The sequence below is a fragment of the Blautia sp. MSJ-19 genome (assembly GCF_018918125.1).
GTDB lineage: Bacteria > Bacillota > Clostridia > Lachnospirales > Lachnospiraceae > Blautia_A.
Window position 1 is genome coordinate 1 of sequence record NZ_JAHLQA010000007.1, and the last position, 15,198, is coordinate 15,198.

Consider the following 15,198-nt stretch of genomic DNA (forward strand, 5'->3'; position numbering starts at 1 on the left):
TAGCAAGTAAAACTACGCGTGGCTGGCAGGCCAATAAAAGACCCACTTGTGGGTGGCTAGTAGTAAAGGGCTATGCCCGAAACCGAAAAACCACCCGCTATGCGGGTGGATAATTATTTCTTGTTATACGTGCAAAGGAAATCTCTGACTGAATATGGAGGTTTCTTTTGCACATATGACAATTTGTGATTTTGTGATATGGAAATCAGATCATAAAGGGATGTCTTTATGATTGGGATAAAAGGAGGGAATGACAGTGGGAGAAACTTATGCACTTGAACTTAAGGATATTTCCAAGCGTTTTGGATCCGTCCAGGCGAATGATCATGTAAATCTCACGCTGAGAAAATCAGAGATTCTTGCGATCCTGGGTGAAAACGGAAGCGGCAAGACAACTCTCATGAATATGATCTACGGAATTTATTATCCGGATGAAGGACATATTTTTGTAAATGGCAAGGAGGTAACAATCCGTTCTCCAAAGGATTCCTACGAACTTGGAATCGGTATGGTACATCAGCATTTCAAACTGGTAGATGTACTGACAGCAGCCGAAAACATCGTCCTGGGTCTGCCGGGCAAGGCAAGACTTAACATGAAAAAGATTACCGAGGATATCCAGAAACTTGTCAATAAATATGGATTTGACCTGGACCTTTCAAAGAAAATCTATGAAATGTCCGTTTCTGAGAAACAGACCGTTGAAATCGTAAAAATGCTTTATCGTGGTGCAAGAATTTTGATTCTGGATGAACCGACAGCCGTGCTGACACCGCAGGAAGCCGACCGATTATTTGATATTCTTCGAAATATGAGGGATGACGGATGTGCGATCATCATTATCACACATAAGCTGCAGGAAGTTCTTGCACTGTCTGACCGTGTTGCGATCCTCCGTAAAGGTCAGTATATTGACACTGTGGAAACTGCCCAGGCAAATGTGCAGAGCCTTTCTGAAATGATGGTTGGCGCAAGAGTCGATCTGAATATCGAACGTCCGAAGCCGGAGAATGTAAAGCCGCGTCTGATCATTGAAGGCGTAAACTGTAAGGACAAAGATGATGTCAAAACTCTGGATGATGTGGATCTGACAGTAAATACAGGTGAGATCCTTGGTATTGCCGGTATTTCCGGAAGCGGTCAGAAGGAACTTCTGGAGGCAATCGCCGGTCTGCAGGATGTAGAAAGTGGTTCGATCCGACTTCTGGATGACAATGGAAGTGCAATGGAACTTTCCAAAATGGATTCCATTTCTATCAATGAAGCAGGAATCAGCCTTGCATTCGTTCCGGAGGACCGTATCGGTATGGGACTTGTCGGCGACATGGATATGACTGACAATATGATGCTTCGAAGCTATCGTAATGGAAAGGGACCTTTCCTTGATCGTAAAGGTCCGCGGGCCCTTGCACAGAAGATTAAAGATCAGCTTGAAGTTATGACCCCAAGTATTTCTGCTCCGGTCCGTCAGATGTCCGGTGGAAATGTTCAGAAGGTTCTGGTTGGACGAGAAATCGCGCAGAATCCGAAAGTTCTTCTTGTTGCATTCCCGACACGAGGCGTGGATATCAATACTTCGCATGTTATCTATCAGCTTCTGAATGAACAGAAGAAAAAAGGCGTTGCAGTTGTCTGTGTCATTGAGGATCTGGATGTTGTACTGGAACTCTGTGACCGTATCGCAGTTCTCTGTGGAGGCAGGATCAGCGGCGTGGTTGACGGAAGAACAGCGACTAAAGAGGGAATCGGTCTTCTCATGACGAAACACGAAAAAGGAGGGGCTGTCAATGAATAAAGAACCTTTCTTACAGGTAAGTAAACGAAGAAACAAAGCCGGATGGCAGGAAAGACTTCTGATCCGTTTCATCGCACTGATTCTTGCACTGATCGTGTGTGGTGCGGTGATCGTGGCACTTGTCAAAATGAATCCGGTTGATGTATACAAGGCAATCTGGGATGGAGCCATGGGTTCCGAACGCCGTATCTGGCAGACAATCCGTGATACGATGATCCTTCTGTGTATAGCGATTGGTCTTGCACCGGCATTCAAAATGAAATTCTGGAACATCGGTGCAGAAGGTCAGATCCTGATCGGTGGAGCATGCTCCGCGGCAGTAATGATCTATGCAGGGGACAAAATGTCACCACTTCTGCTTCTGATCGTAATGTTTATTGCAAGTGCCATTGGAGGCATGATCTGGGGAATGATCCCGGCAGTGTTCAAGGCATACTGGAACACAAATGAGACATTATTCACACTGATGCTGAACTATGTTGCGATGCAGGTCGTTACCTACTGCATTGTTTTCTGGGAAAATCCAAAAGGATCCAATACCGTCGGTATCATCAATCAGGCAACGCAGGCAGGATGGCTGCCGGAACTCTTTGGACAGAAATATGGATGGAATGTGCTGATCGTTCTGATTCTGACTGTCGGTATGTTCATTTACCTGAAATACTGCAAACAGGGTTATGAGATCGCTGTAGTTGGCGAGAGTGAGAATACTGCAAAATATGCAGGTATCCATGTAAAGAAAGTCATTATCCGTACAATGGCGATTTCCGGTGCAATCTGTGGTATCGCAGGATTTGTAATTGTCAGCGGCGCAAGTCATACGATTTCCACTGCAACAGCAGGTGGACGTGGATTTACTGCGATCATCGTTGCATGGCTTTCCAAATTTAATACGTTTATTATGGTAGCTGTTTCTTTTGGTATCGTATTCATGGATCAGGGTGCAGTCCAGATCGCTACCCAGTATGGACTGAATGAGAATGCATCTGATGTTATTCTTGGTATCATTCTGTTCTTCCTGATCGGAGCAGAATTCTTTATCAATTACAGTGTTAAGCGTGCAAAGAAATAGGAGGAAGATGCAATGAGTGTACTGACCATTTTTATTCAAAAAGCAATTGTCCAGGGCATCTGTATTCTGTATGGTGCGCTTGGAGAGATCATGACGGAAAAATCGGGTAACCTGAACCTTGGTATCCCGGGAATCATGTACATGGGAGGTATCGCCGGACTGATGGGAGCCTTCCTTTATGAAAAAGACAATCCGAATCCGAATGCTTTTGTCGGAGTTCTGATATCGTTTGTATGTGCATTCGCATGTGCAATGATCGGCGGACTGATCTACAGTATCCTGACGATTACGCTTCGTGTAAACCAGAACGTAACAGGTCTTGCCCTTACCATCTTTGGTACTGGTTTTGGTAACTTCTTCGGTGGTTCCATCTCCAAACTTGCCGGTGGTGTCGGACAGATTTCTGTTAAGGTAACAGGAAGTGCCTATACGGCCAAAATCCCCGGATTATCCAGGATCCCTGTGATCGGACCGATCTTATTTAACTATGGATTTATGACTTACCTCTGTGTGATCGCAGCAATCGCATTGTCATTTTTCTTATTTAAAACAAGAATGGGACTGAATCTCCGTGCAATCGGTGAGAACCCGGGAACAGCGGATGCAGCAGGTATCAACGTTATCAAGTACAAATATCTGTCAACCTGTATCGGTGCAGGTCTTGCAGGACTTGGCGGTCTGTATTTTGTAATGGAATACTCAGGCGGAACCTGGACAGACAACGGCTTTGGTGACCGTGGATGGCTTGCAGTCGCACTGGTTATCTTTGCACTGTGGAAACCGCTCAATGCGATCTGGGGAGCATTCCTTTTTGGCGCACTGTACATCCTGTACCTGTATATTCCGGGACTCGGAAGAAGTATGCAGGAAGTATTCAAGGCACTGCCGTATGTTGTAACGATCATCGTGCTTGTGTTCACAAGCTTCCGAAAGAAGAAAGAACATCAGCCGCCGGCCGCGTTGGGATTGCCGTATTTTAGAGAAGAGAGATAATAAAGAGAATAAAGGATTCCCGGTGAGAGGGAATATATGAAACTCCGGGGAGGGGACTTGCTGTGAGTTATCCGCTGTACTCGTCTCAATTCAGAACTTCTAAGATACCAGGATATCCAGAATTTTGCTAAAAACGATACAGAAAAGAGCTGAACTCGCTACGCTCAGACAGCAGCATTTTCTGTATCAACGCAAAGTCCTGTATAATCCGGTATCTGAACGAAGTTCTTCAGGCGAGACGGATACAGAGGATAATCACAGGCAGTCTTCCTTGTTGGAGTTTTTCTATTTATATTCCTATTTCACCGTACTTTATTTGGGGTAAGGTGATAGCCGCCGGGAGCGGCGGAGCAGGGCCAGCGCGAAGCGCGTCCGTGGCGGGTCCACCCCACGGTAATATGCAGGAAGGGGAAAGTCGGATATAAATATATCGTATGAAACACTGCCATCGGGTATATCCAGGAAGAATGGTATTCATGTGCAGAGGACAGAAAATGCCTGCGAGGCTTTCGTGATGACGTGCAGCGCGGAGCGCGAGCCAGGTGGGGGACCCATGGCAATATAAAATAGAAGATATTGGAAATACACAGGAAGGGGAGAAACTGGATATAAACATATCGGATATAGAAACATCTGCAAGAGTCATTAGAAATACTTGGGTATATACTGGATGCGTTATGGAGAAAAAGCACATTGTTTGAGCCGGTAGGTGAGTTATGTGCTTTTTCTTCATGTTTTTAGCAGACAGGATGTAACCTTAGTATTTCTGGACGATGAAGCCGTTTCAGTATCCGATATGTTTAATAAACAGTTCCCCCTTCCGTCATATACCAACAAATCTTTAATTTTATATTGCATTCTCAGAAAGTTAGTTATATAATACAGACATATAAAAGAAAATTCTTCGGGGCAGGGTGACCGACCTACAAGCAATCGGAATTCCCTACCGGCGGTATAGTCCGCGACCCGCGTAATGCGGCTGATCCGGTGACTGATTTACAGATAGTCAGAATTCCGGAACCGACAGTAAAGTCTGGATGAGAGAAGAACACGAATAATTCATACGTGCTCAGTACCCCGGGAAGATTATCCCGGGGATTTTTTATGCAGTAAAACCGCTTTTACAATAGAAACGCTTTCCACTGCATAACGTAGAATTTTCTTTTAAAAAAAGAACAATTCAAAGGAGAGACAAGTATGAGTGAACAGGTTTTAAGAAATGGAAACGTAATGGAGAGAAGCCGCACCAGGACGATCACACAGATCGCAATGCTCGGTGCACTGGCTGGAGTATTAATGAATATCGAGTTTCCGATTCCGTTCCTGGCACCATCCTTTTACCAGCTGGATTTCTCAGAGATTCCGGTGCTGGTAGGAACATTTGCCATGGGGCCAGTAGCAGGTATTCTGATTGAAGTTGTAAAGGTGCTCGTACACCTTGTAACAATGGGAACCGTAACCGCAGGAGTCGGTGATCTTGCAAACTTCATCTTCGGATGTGCATTTGTAGTACCGGCAGGCCTGATCTACAGACTGCATCATACCAAGAGCCGCAAACACGCCGTACTCGGAATGGCAGCAGGAACCATTCTCACAACAGTTGCAGCCTGCTTTATGAATGCATTTGTACTGCTTCCGGCATATGGCAAAGCATTTGGAATGCCGATTGAAGCATTTATTGAAATGGGCGCTGCAGTTAACTCATCCGTACACAACCTTCTCGGATTTGTAGTACTGATCATTGTTCCGTTTAACTTATTTAAATACACCCTCACTTCTGTGATCGTATTCTTTATTTATAAGAGAATCCGTGTTATCCTTAAAGGAGACTGATAGTGGCTGCCTGTAGGTTTTATCTGCATACAGTTACAGACTGATCAATAAAATGCATGGTATAACCCATGCAGAAAAGAGGAAACCTATGGGAAAGATTCATAATGTAGAAAAAATGACCGACAATCGTTTTGTCAATCTGTATCATGTGGATGCGACCAGCGTACACAATACACCAGTGTCCTATTATGTGGCGTCCAGAGCTAAGGATATTCCGTCACTGAAGCTTAAGACAGGCCGTAATGATCCGGATGGTGTGATCATCTACAGCATTTATGGAGAAAAAAAGGACAAAGTAGTTCTTGTCCGTCAGTATCGCTATACGTTGGGTGACTATATTTATGAATTTCCGGCAGGACTCGTTGAGCCGGGAGAAGATTTTCATGAAGGTGCAGTCAGAGAAATGTTTGAAGAAACTGGACTCAGACTGGAGCCTCTGAAAGTAGATCCTGCTTATGAGAAACCTTTTTTTACCACAGTCGGCATGACAGATGAGTCCTGTGCAACGGTATATGGTTATGCAAGTGGGGAAATCAGTAAGGCTGCTCAGGAAGATACCGAAGAGATTGAGATCGTTCTGGCAGACAGAGAAGAAGTAAAACGAATCCTCAAAGAAGAACGCGTGGCAATCATGTGTGCTTATATGCTGATGCATTTCCTGAAAGATGAAGAACCATTTGCATTTCTTGAGGACTAAATTTCCGGCAGATCACAAAGTTGCATTTGCATGCAGGAGAGTAATGATTCCTGTCAGGATATATTGATGCATAAAAGGTATAAAAAAACACCATAAAAACTATAAAATTACAAAAAGAGCGGGTTGACAAAAACTCGATGACCATGTTATATTTTGTTTGGTTGTAGTGTGTAACTCGATTTTAGGAGGCATTAACTATACATAACGAGGAGTGTTTATGTATATTAGTGCCTTTTTTTGTACAAAAGTTGCTGTAAACAGTAATAAAAACCGGTTGAAAACGCCTTTTATGCATACTCACTTCTATCAAATATATAGAAGGAGAGTCTCAAGATGAAAGACAAGATTTTTAGTGTTTTACAGCGAGTTGGTCGAAGCTTCATGCTTCCGATCGCGATCCTTCCGGTAGCCGGACTTCTTCTTGGTATCGGAAGTTCCTTTACGAACGCAACAACGATCGAGACTTATGGTCTGACAAAGATCCTTGGCGATGGAACAATGCTCCATTCTCTGCTGGTGATCATGAACAGCGTAGGAAGTGCAGTATTTAACAACCTGCCGTTGATCTTTGCAGTTGGTGTTGCAATCGGTATGGCATTAAAAGAAAAAGAAGTTGCAGCTTTATCCGCAGTTATCGCATATTTCGTAATGAATACAGCAATCAATGCGATGCTGACAGTTACAGGACAGATTCTTGACAATGGTGAGATTGCAGAAACTGTTCTTGAAGGAACGATTACTTCTGTCTGTGGTATTCAGTCACTGCAGATGGGTGTATTTGGCGGTATCATCGTAGGTCTTGGAGTAGCAGCCCTGCATAACAGATTCTACAAGATCCAGCTTCCGAATGCACTGTCATTCTTTGGAGGTACCCGTTTCGTTCCGATCATTTCCACGATCGTTTATATGTTTGTGGGAATTCTTCTGTATTTTGTATGGCCGGTAGTTCAGAACGGAATCTATGCTCTGGGCGGTCTCGTAACAGGATCCGGCTATGTTGGAACACTTATTTTCGGACTTATCAAACGAGCACTGATTCCATTTGGTCTTCATCATGTATTCTATATGCCATTCTGGCAGACTGCTGTCGGAGGCACCATGGAAGTGGCAGGACAGATGGTACAGGGTGGTCAGAATATTTTCTTTGCACAGCTTGCTGATTCTGCAAATATTGCACATTTCAGTGCTGATGCGACAAGATACTTCTCCGGAGAGTTCATTTTCATGATCTTCGGTCTTCCGGGAGCAGCACTGGCTATGTATCAGTGTGCAAAACCTGAGAAGAAAAAACAGGCAGGCGGACTTCTTCTGTCTGCAGCACTTGCATGTATGGCAACCGGAATCACCGAGCCACTGGAATTCTCTTTCCTGTTCGTAGCTCCGGCACTGTTCGCTGTTCAGGTTGTTCTGGCGGGAACTGCATACATGATCGCACATATGTTGAATATTGCCGTAGGACTGACTTTCTCCGGTGGACTTCTTGACTTCTTCCTGTTTGGTATTCTTCAGGGAAATGCCAAGACAAGCTGGGTAAGAGTTATTCCGGTTGGTATTATTTATTTCTTTTTATATTATTTTATCTTCAAATTCATGATCAAAAAGTTCAATTTCAAGACACCTGGTCGTGAAGATGATGATGTCGAAACAAAACTTTATACAAAGGCCGATGTAAATGCCCGTAAGGAAGCTGCTCAGAATGGAACAGATACGTCTGCATCTTCTGATCCTGTCAGCGAGGCGATCACACGAGGCCTTGGTGGTAAGAAAAATATCACTTCTGTAGACTGCTGTGCAACACGTCTTCGTTGCTCTGTTCAGGATGCAGATCTGGTAAATGATGGTATATTAAAGGCGACAGGTGCATCTGGTGTCATCCATAAAGGACAGGGTGTACAGGTTATTTACGGACCGAATGTCACCGTTATCAAATCAAACCTTGAGGATTATCTGGAAACAGCACCGGATACTTTGGAAACATCGGCAGAAACCGTCGAAACACAGGAAGTAAGCGAGAAGAAAGAAGAATCCGAAGCGAAAGTCATTGATCGTATCGTAATCTCAAGCCCGATCACTGGTACAGCTGCAGATCTTGCAACAGCACCAGATGAAGCGTTTGCCCAGAAGATGATGGGTGACGGTGCGGTAGTTACACCGGAAGATCCATATGTACGCGCTCCTGAAGATGGAGAAGTTGCCTTTGTCTTTGATACCAAACATGCAATTGGATTTGTAACAGAATCCGGAATCAGCCTGCTGATTCATGTGGGAATTGATACTGTAAAATTAAATGGTGAAGGATTTGAGGCGCTGGTAGAAAGTGGTCAGGAAGTGAAGAAGGGCGATCCGATGCTGAAACTGGATCTGGACTATCTGAGCAAGAATGCACCTTCTATTGTATCTCCGGTTCTTTGTACAGAGCTGGAGGATAACCAGAGAATCCATCTGTTAAATGAGGGTCAGGTCAAAGCCGGAGAGCCGCTTTTCGAAATCGAGGTTCTTCAGTAAGAACCGAACCCGGATGGGGAAGAGAAGCGGATGTTGTACAGGATAGCAAAGATTTTAAATCACAATTCCTTTATGGGAATTCAGGATAAAAACCACCAGGAATGTCTGGTCATGGGAAAAGGAGTTGCTTTTGGCAAAAAGGTCGGACAGACAGTTCCGGTTCCTTCGGAGGCAACAGTCTATTCGCTGAAAGAGATGACGGAGCGGGGAGATGCAAGAGATATCCTCAAAACGGTCTCACCTCTTTGCCTGGAACTTGCGAATGAAGTTTTGAATCAGGCAGAGCAGGAATTCGGAAAGGTTGATCGTTCTATTCTTTTTACCATGGCGGATCACCTGGATTTTGCCGTCCGCCGTGTCCGGAAGGGCGAGCAGATCAGCAATCCGCTGACAGATGACATTCGTGTCATGTTTTACAAAGAATATAAAGTAGCCAGCTGCATTCAGGGTCTTCTGAGAGAAAAGCTTCAGATTGAGATTGATGAGCATGAGATTGGCTATATCGCCCTGCATGTGCATGCGGCCATCGTAGATGAGAATGTTTCGCAGGCAATGGAAATTGCCAGAACAGTCCGGGAATGTATTTCTCTTGTTGAGAAAGAAACGGGCAATTCCATCGATGTCATGTCATTGGGATACAATCGACTGATGAATCATGTGCGCTACATGGTGGCACGTGCCATTCATGGCGAGAAATTAAAAATGAATCTGAATGAATATATGTCCGTGAAGTTTCCGGGACCATTTATGGCGGCAGAGCGCATCTGTCGTCAGATGGAGAAAAGCCTGAAACTTCCAATCCCGGATATTGAGATCGGATATCTCGCAATGCATCTCGAAAGAATGTTGGATACAGATTCTAATGAGTAAGAAAGATAGGGCAAAATGCATCACCGAAGGTGAGTTGCAAATAAAAAATATAATATAAAAGGAGAACAACATTATGAAAACATTTGAGTACACAATTAAAGACGAACTGGGAATCCACGCAAGACCGGCAGGACTTCTTGTAAAAGAAGCAAAGAAGTATGAGTCCGAGTGCACAATTACAAAAGATGGCAAAACAAAAAAACTGACACAGCTTATGATGCTGATGTCCCTTGGCGTAAAACAGGGTGAGACAGTTACTGTAACAGCAGAAGGTGCAGATGAAGATGCTGCAATCGCAGGTCTGAAAGAATTCTTCGAGGCAAATCTGTAATCAGTTTGAGCTAAGGCTTGGATGGGTGTAACATAACAGTAATGCAGGAGGAAGTAAGGATGCAGTGTTTTCAGGGAAAATCTGTATATAAAGGAATTGCGATGGGGCCGATCGTGGTTCTCAAGAAAAATGATTATCAGGTAAAACGTACCAGGATCGAAGATGCAGAAGCAGAAGTAAAACGTGTGGATGAAGCATTAAAAGCTTCTCAGGAGCAGCTTCAGAAACTGTATGACAAAGCGGTCAAAGAAGTTGGAGAAGCCAGTGCAGCAATCTTCGAAGTACATCAGATGATGCTGGAGGATGAGGATTATCTGGAAGCAATCCAGAATATGATCCGCACCGAACAGGTCAATGCCGAATATGCAGTAGCAGTTACCGGCGATAACTTTGCAGAAATGTTTGCTTCCATGGATGATGATTACATGAAAGCACGTTCCGCAGATATCAAAGATATTTCCGAGCGTCTTGTACGTAACTTAAGCGGACAGGGCGATGTAGACTTAAGCTCCATCGAGCCGTCTGTGATCGTGGCAGATGACTTAAGCCCAAGTGAAACCGTACAGATGGATAAGGACAAGATCCTTGCGTTTGTAACTGTTCATGGATCTACGAATTCTCATACAGCGATTCTTGCACGTATGATGAATATTCCGGCACTGATCGGAGTAAAAATGGATCTGGAAGCGCTGCAGAGCGGCATGACTGCTGTTGTAGATGGTTTCCAGGGAACTGTTACCTTTGATCCGGACGAAGAGACAAAAGCACAGACAGAAGCCAAGATGCAGGAAGAAGCAGAGAAACTGAAACTTCTTCAGGAACTGAAAGGCAAGGAAAACGTTACTCTGGACGGACGTAAGATCAATATTTATGCAAACATCGGAAGTGTTGGCGATATTGGCTACGTAATGGAGAACGATGCCGGTGGAATCGGACTTTTCAGAAGTGAATTCCTGTACCTCGGAAGAAACGATTTCCCGACAGAGGAAGAACAGTTCCAGGCATATAAACAGGCTGTTCAGATGATGGCAGGTAAAAAAGTTATCATCCGTACACTGGATATCGGAGCTGACAAACAGGTGGATTACTTCAACCTGGGCAATGAAGACAACCCGGCAATGGGATATCGTGCGATCCGTATCTGCCTGAAACAGCCGGAAATCTTTAAGACACAGCTTCGTGCACTTCTCCGTGCAGCTGTTTATGGAAATCTTTCCATTATGTATCCGATGATCACTTCTACTGAAGAAGTAAAGAAGATTTACGAGATCGTGGCAGAAGTAGAGGAAGAACTGAAAGCACAGGAAATCCAGTACAAGATTCCGGAGCAGGGAATCATGATCGAGACTCCGGCAGCAGCCATGATCAGTGACAGACTTGCTGAGATGGTTGATTTCTTCAGTATCGGAACCAACGATCTGACCCAGTATACTCTGGCGATCGACCGTCAGAATGAGAAACTGGATGAGTTTTACAATCCGCATCACGAAGCAATCCTTCGTATGATTCAGATGGTTGTAGATAACGCACATAAATGTGGTAAATGGGCAGGTATCTGTGGAGAACTTGGCGCAGATGCTACCCTGACTGAGCAGTTTGTACGTATGGGACTGGATGAACTTTCTGTAGCACCATCCATGGTTCTGAAACTTCGTAAGATCGTAAGAGAGATGAAAGTGGAAGAATAATTCATAAAGTGGATAACAGAGACCCGTCTGTTACAGAGATGTGGATAACATCTTCTGTGACAGGCGGACTTTTTTTAGTAAAATGAAAACCGTTTTCATATTGACACTTCATCAGAATGTGCTATAATATGATAACGGTTTTCAATTTATACCAGGTAGGATTGTGAGCGTGCATAGCATGGAACAATCCGCAGGTATTATATTGCATAAAAAGGGGAAGGAACTATGGGAACGAAAGCACCTTATCAGACTAAGCAGATGGCACAGATCGTATCTTATCTGAAAACAGTAGAAGGAACACATGTGACCGCTGCTGATGTCTGTTCTTATTTTAAAGAAAAAGGAATCAATATCGGAACCACTACGGTTTATCGCAATCTTGAGAAGATGGTGGAACAGGGGCTGGTTGCGAAGTACAACGTGGACGGGACGAGCAGTGCCTGTTTTGAATATCTTGGAGCAGAGGAACATTGTCACAAAATGTCCTGTTTCCACTGCAAATGTGAAAAATGTGGAAAACTGATCCATCTTCACTGCGAAGATGTGGTTAAACTGGAACAGCATCTGATGGAGAGTCACGGATTTCAGATGGATCCGTGCAGAACTGTTTTTTACGGAATCTGCGAGGAATGCAGAGGCGTAGAAGATGGAGAAAAGGAGCCGGAAACCGTACATATCAGGGCAAAATGAGTTAGATATAAAGGAAATGAAGCAGACAGGCAGGATATGTGAGGGAATGGTTTGCAGTCAGATTGGCAGGAATATTTTGAGTTATCAGAAAGAGTGAGTAGAAAAATGAAAAAATGGATCACAGGTGCACTTGCGATTTTCCTGGGTGTGATGAGTATTGCAGTTCCTTTTTCGGGAATGCATACAGCAGAAGCCGGGACAAACGATAAGTCAGACAAAAAATTAAAGATTGTAACAACCATTTTTCCGGAATATGACTGGACGAGAGCAGTACTTGGTGAACGGGAGACAGATGTCGACCTGACCATGCTTCTTGACAATGGAACGGATCTTCACAGTTTCCAGCCGGCGGTGAAAGATATTATGAAAGTATCAAGCTGTGACCTTTTGATCTATGTGGGAGGTGAGTCCGATCAGTGGATCGAGGATGCTCTGGAATCCGCACAGAATAAGGATATGAAGACGATCAATCTGATGGAAGTTCTCGGCGATACGATCAAGGAAGAAGAAACTGTCGAGGGTATGCAGGGAAACGGACATGACCATGAGGATGAAGACGAGAAAGAATATGATGAACATGTCTGGACATCCATGCGAAATGCCTCTGTGATCTGTGATTCGATCGCAGAGACCCTGGAGGAAATGGACCCGGAGAATAAAGAGGTCTATGCATCCAATGCAGCAGCTTATCAGACAGAACTTTCGAAGCTGGATGCAGAATACCAGAATACAGTGGACAGCGCGAAACAGAATACACTTCTCTTTGCAGACCGCTTTGCCTTCCGCTATCTGGTAGATGATTATGGACTGAACTATTATGCGGCATTTTCCGGTTGTTCCGCAGAATCTGAGGCAAGCTTCAAAACGGTGACATTTCTTGCAGGCAAGCTGGACGAACTGGGACTTAAAACAGTGCTGACGATTGAAAAATCAGATGACCGGATCGCGCAGACCGTGATCGAAAATACCAAGACAAAAGATCAGAAGATACTGGAACTGAACTCTATGCAGTCAATCACATCCGATGAGATCAAAGACGGAGTGACATATCTTTCGGTGATGAAAGATAATCTGGATGTTCTGAAAGAAGCACTGAACTGAATAATTGCAGGTGGAGACCAAAAGTCATCTGCCTGATACGACAAACTGTCCATGACAGGAGGGAAAACGATGGCACAGCTTACATGCAAAAACCTTACTTTGGGATATGATAACCGGGCGATTCAGGAAGACCTGAATTTCTCCATTGATGCAGGAGATTATCTCTGTATCGTGGGTGAAAATGGTTCCGGTAAATCTACTTTAATGAAAACACTTCTTCACCTGCAGCCGCCGATCAGCGGCACGATCGAACTGGGAGACGGACTTAAGAAAAATGAAATCGGATATCTTCCGCAGCAGACACTGGTGCAGAGAGATTTTCCGGCATCGGTGCGTGAAATCGTACTGTCCGGATGCCAGAGCCGCTGTGGATGGAGGCCTTTCTATAATAAAGAAGAAAAAATAGTTGCGCAGAAAGCCATGGAAAAAATGATGATTCAGGATCTCGCAGATTATTGTTACAGAGAACTTTCCGGTGGGCAGCAGCAGCGCGTGCTCCTTGCAAGGGCACTGTGTGCAGCACAGAAGATCCTTCTTCTCGATGAGCCGGTTTCCGGTCTGGATCCGCGAGTGACCGCAGAGATGTATCAGCTTATCAGGGACTTGAATAAAAAAGATGGAATTACGATCATTATGATCTCGCATGATATTGCAGCAGCAGTAAAATATGCGACGCATATCCTGCATATCGGAGAGCATTGTTTCTTCGGTACCAAGAAACAATATCTGGAGAGTAGTCTGGGCAAGGCGTTTACCGGTCGGGAAGAGGAGGAAGAGTAAGATGTTTGAGACACTTCATATGTATTTTCAGTATCCGTTCGTGCGATATGCACTGATCGTTGGTGTGCTGATCGCTCTGTGTTCTTCCCTTCTGGGTGTTACACTGGTTTTGAAAAGATTTTCCTTTATTGGAGACGGACTTTCTCACGTGGCATTTGGTGCTATGGCGATTGCGTCTGTGCTGAATATTACCAATAATATGCTGTTCATCCTGCCGGTGACCGTGATCTGTGCGATTTTACTCCTTCGTGCAGGGCAGAATACAAGAATCAAGGGAGATGCGGCGATCGCGATGATCTCTGTCGGTGCACTGGCGATCGGGTATTTGCTGATGAATCTTTTTTCTACCAGTCCGAATATTTCCGGAGATGTGTGCAGTACGCTGTTTGGCTCTACTTCCATTCTGACTCTGACAAAAGGTGAGGTATGGTTGTGTGCGATTCTTTCTATAGTAGTTGTTGCGATTTTTATTCTTTTTTATAATAAGATTTTTGCGGTGACGTTTGATGAGAACTTTGCCAGGGCGACAGGCACAAGGGCAAATGCCTATAATCTGCTGATTGCAGTTGTGATTGCAGTGATCATTGTACTTGCGATGAATCTGGTAGGATCCCTGCTGATTTCAGCACTTGTGATTTTTCCGGCATTGTCAGCGATGAGATTGTTCAAATCTTTCCGCTCTGTGACGATCAGTGCGGCGGTGATGTCTGTCCTCAGTGCGACAGCCGGAATCCTGATTTCCATTCTGGCCGGAACCCCGGTAGGATCCACGATCGTGGCAGTGGATATTGCGGTATTTCTGATTTCTTATGGTATTGGAAGAATTACAGGAAGATAAAAAAA

Annotated in this window: 13 protein-coding genes and 1 riboswitch; all 13 genes read left to right on the plus strand. The window is 44.4% G+C overall.

The genetic code is table 11. The features are described 5' to 3' along the window. Positions 1-256 precede the first annotated feature (256 nt). The 13 genes from KQI91_RS03140 to KQI91_RS03200 all read left to right on the plus strand — a co-directional run bounded on the left by KQI91_RS03140 (position 257) and on the right by KQI91_RS03200 (position 15,193). A complete protein-coding gene (locus KQI91_RS03140; RefSeq protein WP_216391428.1) occupies positions 257-1,795 on the plus strand; it encodes an ABC transporter ATP-binding protein in 1,539 nt (512 codons plus the stop codon). Continuing rightward, the gene (locus KQI91_RS03145) at positions 1,788-2,867 is read left to right on the plus strand and encodes an ABC transporter permease (protein WP_216391429.1); all 1,080 of its coding nucleotides are present in this window, start codon (positions 1,788-1,790) and stop codon (positions 2,865-2,867) included. Before KQI91_RS03140 ends, KQI91_RS03145 begins: the two co-directional genes overlap by 8 nt. A 12-nt stretch (positions 2,868-2,879) precedes the next feature. After that, entirely contained in the window at positions 2,880-3,860 is a 981-nt protein-coding gene (locus KQI91_RS03150; protein ID WP_216391430.1) for an ABC transporter permease, read from the plus strand. Between the two features lie 896 nt (positions 3,861-4,756). Further along, positions 4,757-4,913, plus strand: a riboswitch (FMN riboswitch). Positions 4,914-5,057: 144 nt separating this feature from the next. Next, positions 5,058-5,693, plus strand: coding sequence for an ECF transporter S component (locus KQI91_RS03155; protein ID WP_216391431.1), 636 nt, complete (start codon positions 5,058-5,060; stop codon positions 5,691-5,693). An 88-nt stretch (positions 5,694-5,781) separates the two neighbouring features. Next, on the plus strand, positions 5,782-6,390 hold the full coding sequence (locus KQI91_RS03160) for an NUDIX hydrolase (RefSeq protein ID WP_216391432.1): 609 nt from the start codon (positions 5,782-5,784) through the stop codon (positions 6,388-6,390). 333 nt (positions 6,391-6,723) lie between these two features. Further along, a complete protein-coding gene (locus tag KQI91_RS03165) occupies positions 6,724-8,895 on the plus strand; it encodes a PTS transporter subunit IIABC (protein WP_216391433.1) in 2,172 nt (723 codons plus the stop codon). A 30-nt stretch (positions 8,896-8,925) separates the two neighbouring features. Further along, the gene (locus tag KQI91_RS03170; protein ID WP_216391434.1) at positions 8,926-9,765 is read left to right on the plus strand and encodes a PRD domain-containing protein; all 840 of its coding nucleotides are present in this window, start codon (positions 8,926-8,928) and stop codon (positions 9,763-9,765) included. Between the two features lie 73 nt (positions 9,766-9,838). Next, positions 9,839-10,096 (plus strand): HPr family phosphocarrier protein, encoded by a 258-nt coding sequence (locus KQI91_RS03175; protein ID WP_022214023.1) that lies wholly within the window; start codon positions 9,839-9,841, stop codon positions 10,094-10,096. 59 nt (positions 10,097-10,155) lie between these two features. Then, complete coding sequence (ptsP, locus tag KQI91_RS03180) at positions 10,156-11,784, plus strand: phosphoenolpyruvate--protein phosphotransferase (RefSeq protein ID WP_216391435.1); 1,629 nt, start codon at positions 10,156-10,158, stop codon at positions 11,782-11,784. A 225-nt stretch (positions 11,785-12,009) separates the two neighbouring features. Beyond that, the gene (locus tag KQI91_RS03185) at positions 12,010-12,474 is read left to right on the plus strand and encodes a Fur family transcriptional regulator (RefSeq protein ID WP_216391436.1); all 465 of its coding nucleotides are present in this window, start codon (positions 12,010-12,012) and stop codon (positions 12,472-12,474) included. Positions 12,475-12,579: 105 nt separating this feature from the next. Beyond that, entirely contained in the window at positions 12,580-13,575 is a 996-nt protein-coding gene (locus KQI91_RS03190; RefSeq protein ID WP_216391437.1) for a metal ABC transporter substrate-binding protein, read from the plus strand. Between the two features lie 69 nt (positions 13,576-13,644). After that, positions 13,645-14,355, plus strand: coding sequence for a metal ABC transporter ATP-binding protein (locus tag KQI91_RS03195; protein ID WP_216391438.1), 711 nt, complete (start codon positions 13,645-13,647; stop codon positions 14,353-14,355). A 1-nt stretch (position 14,356) separates the two neighbouring features. After that, on the plus strand, positions 14,357-15,193 hold the full coding sequence (locus KQI91_RS03200; RefSeq protein WP_216391439.1) for a metal ABC transporter permease: 837 nt from the start codon (positions 14,357-14,359) through the stop codon (positions 15,191-15,193). Positions 15,194-15,198: the final 5 nt, after the last annotated feature.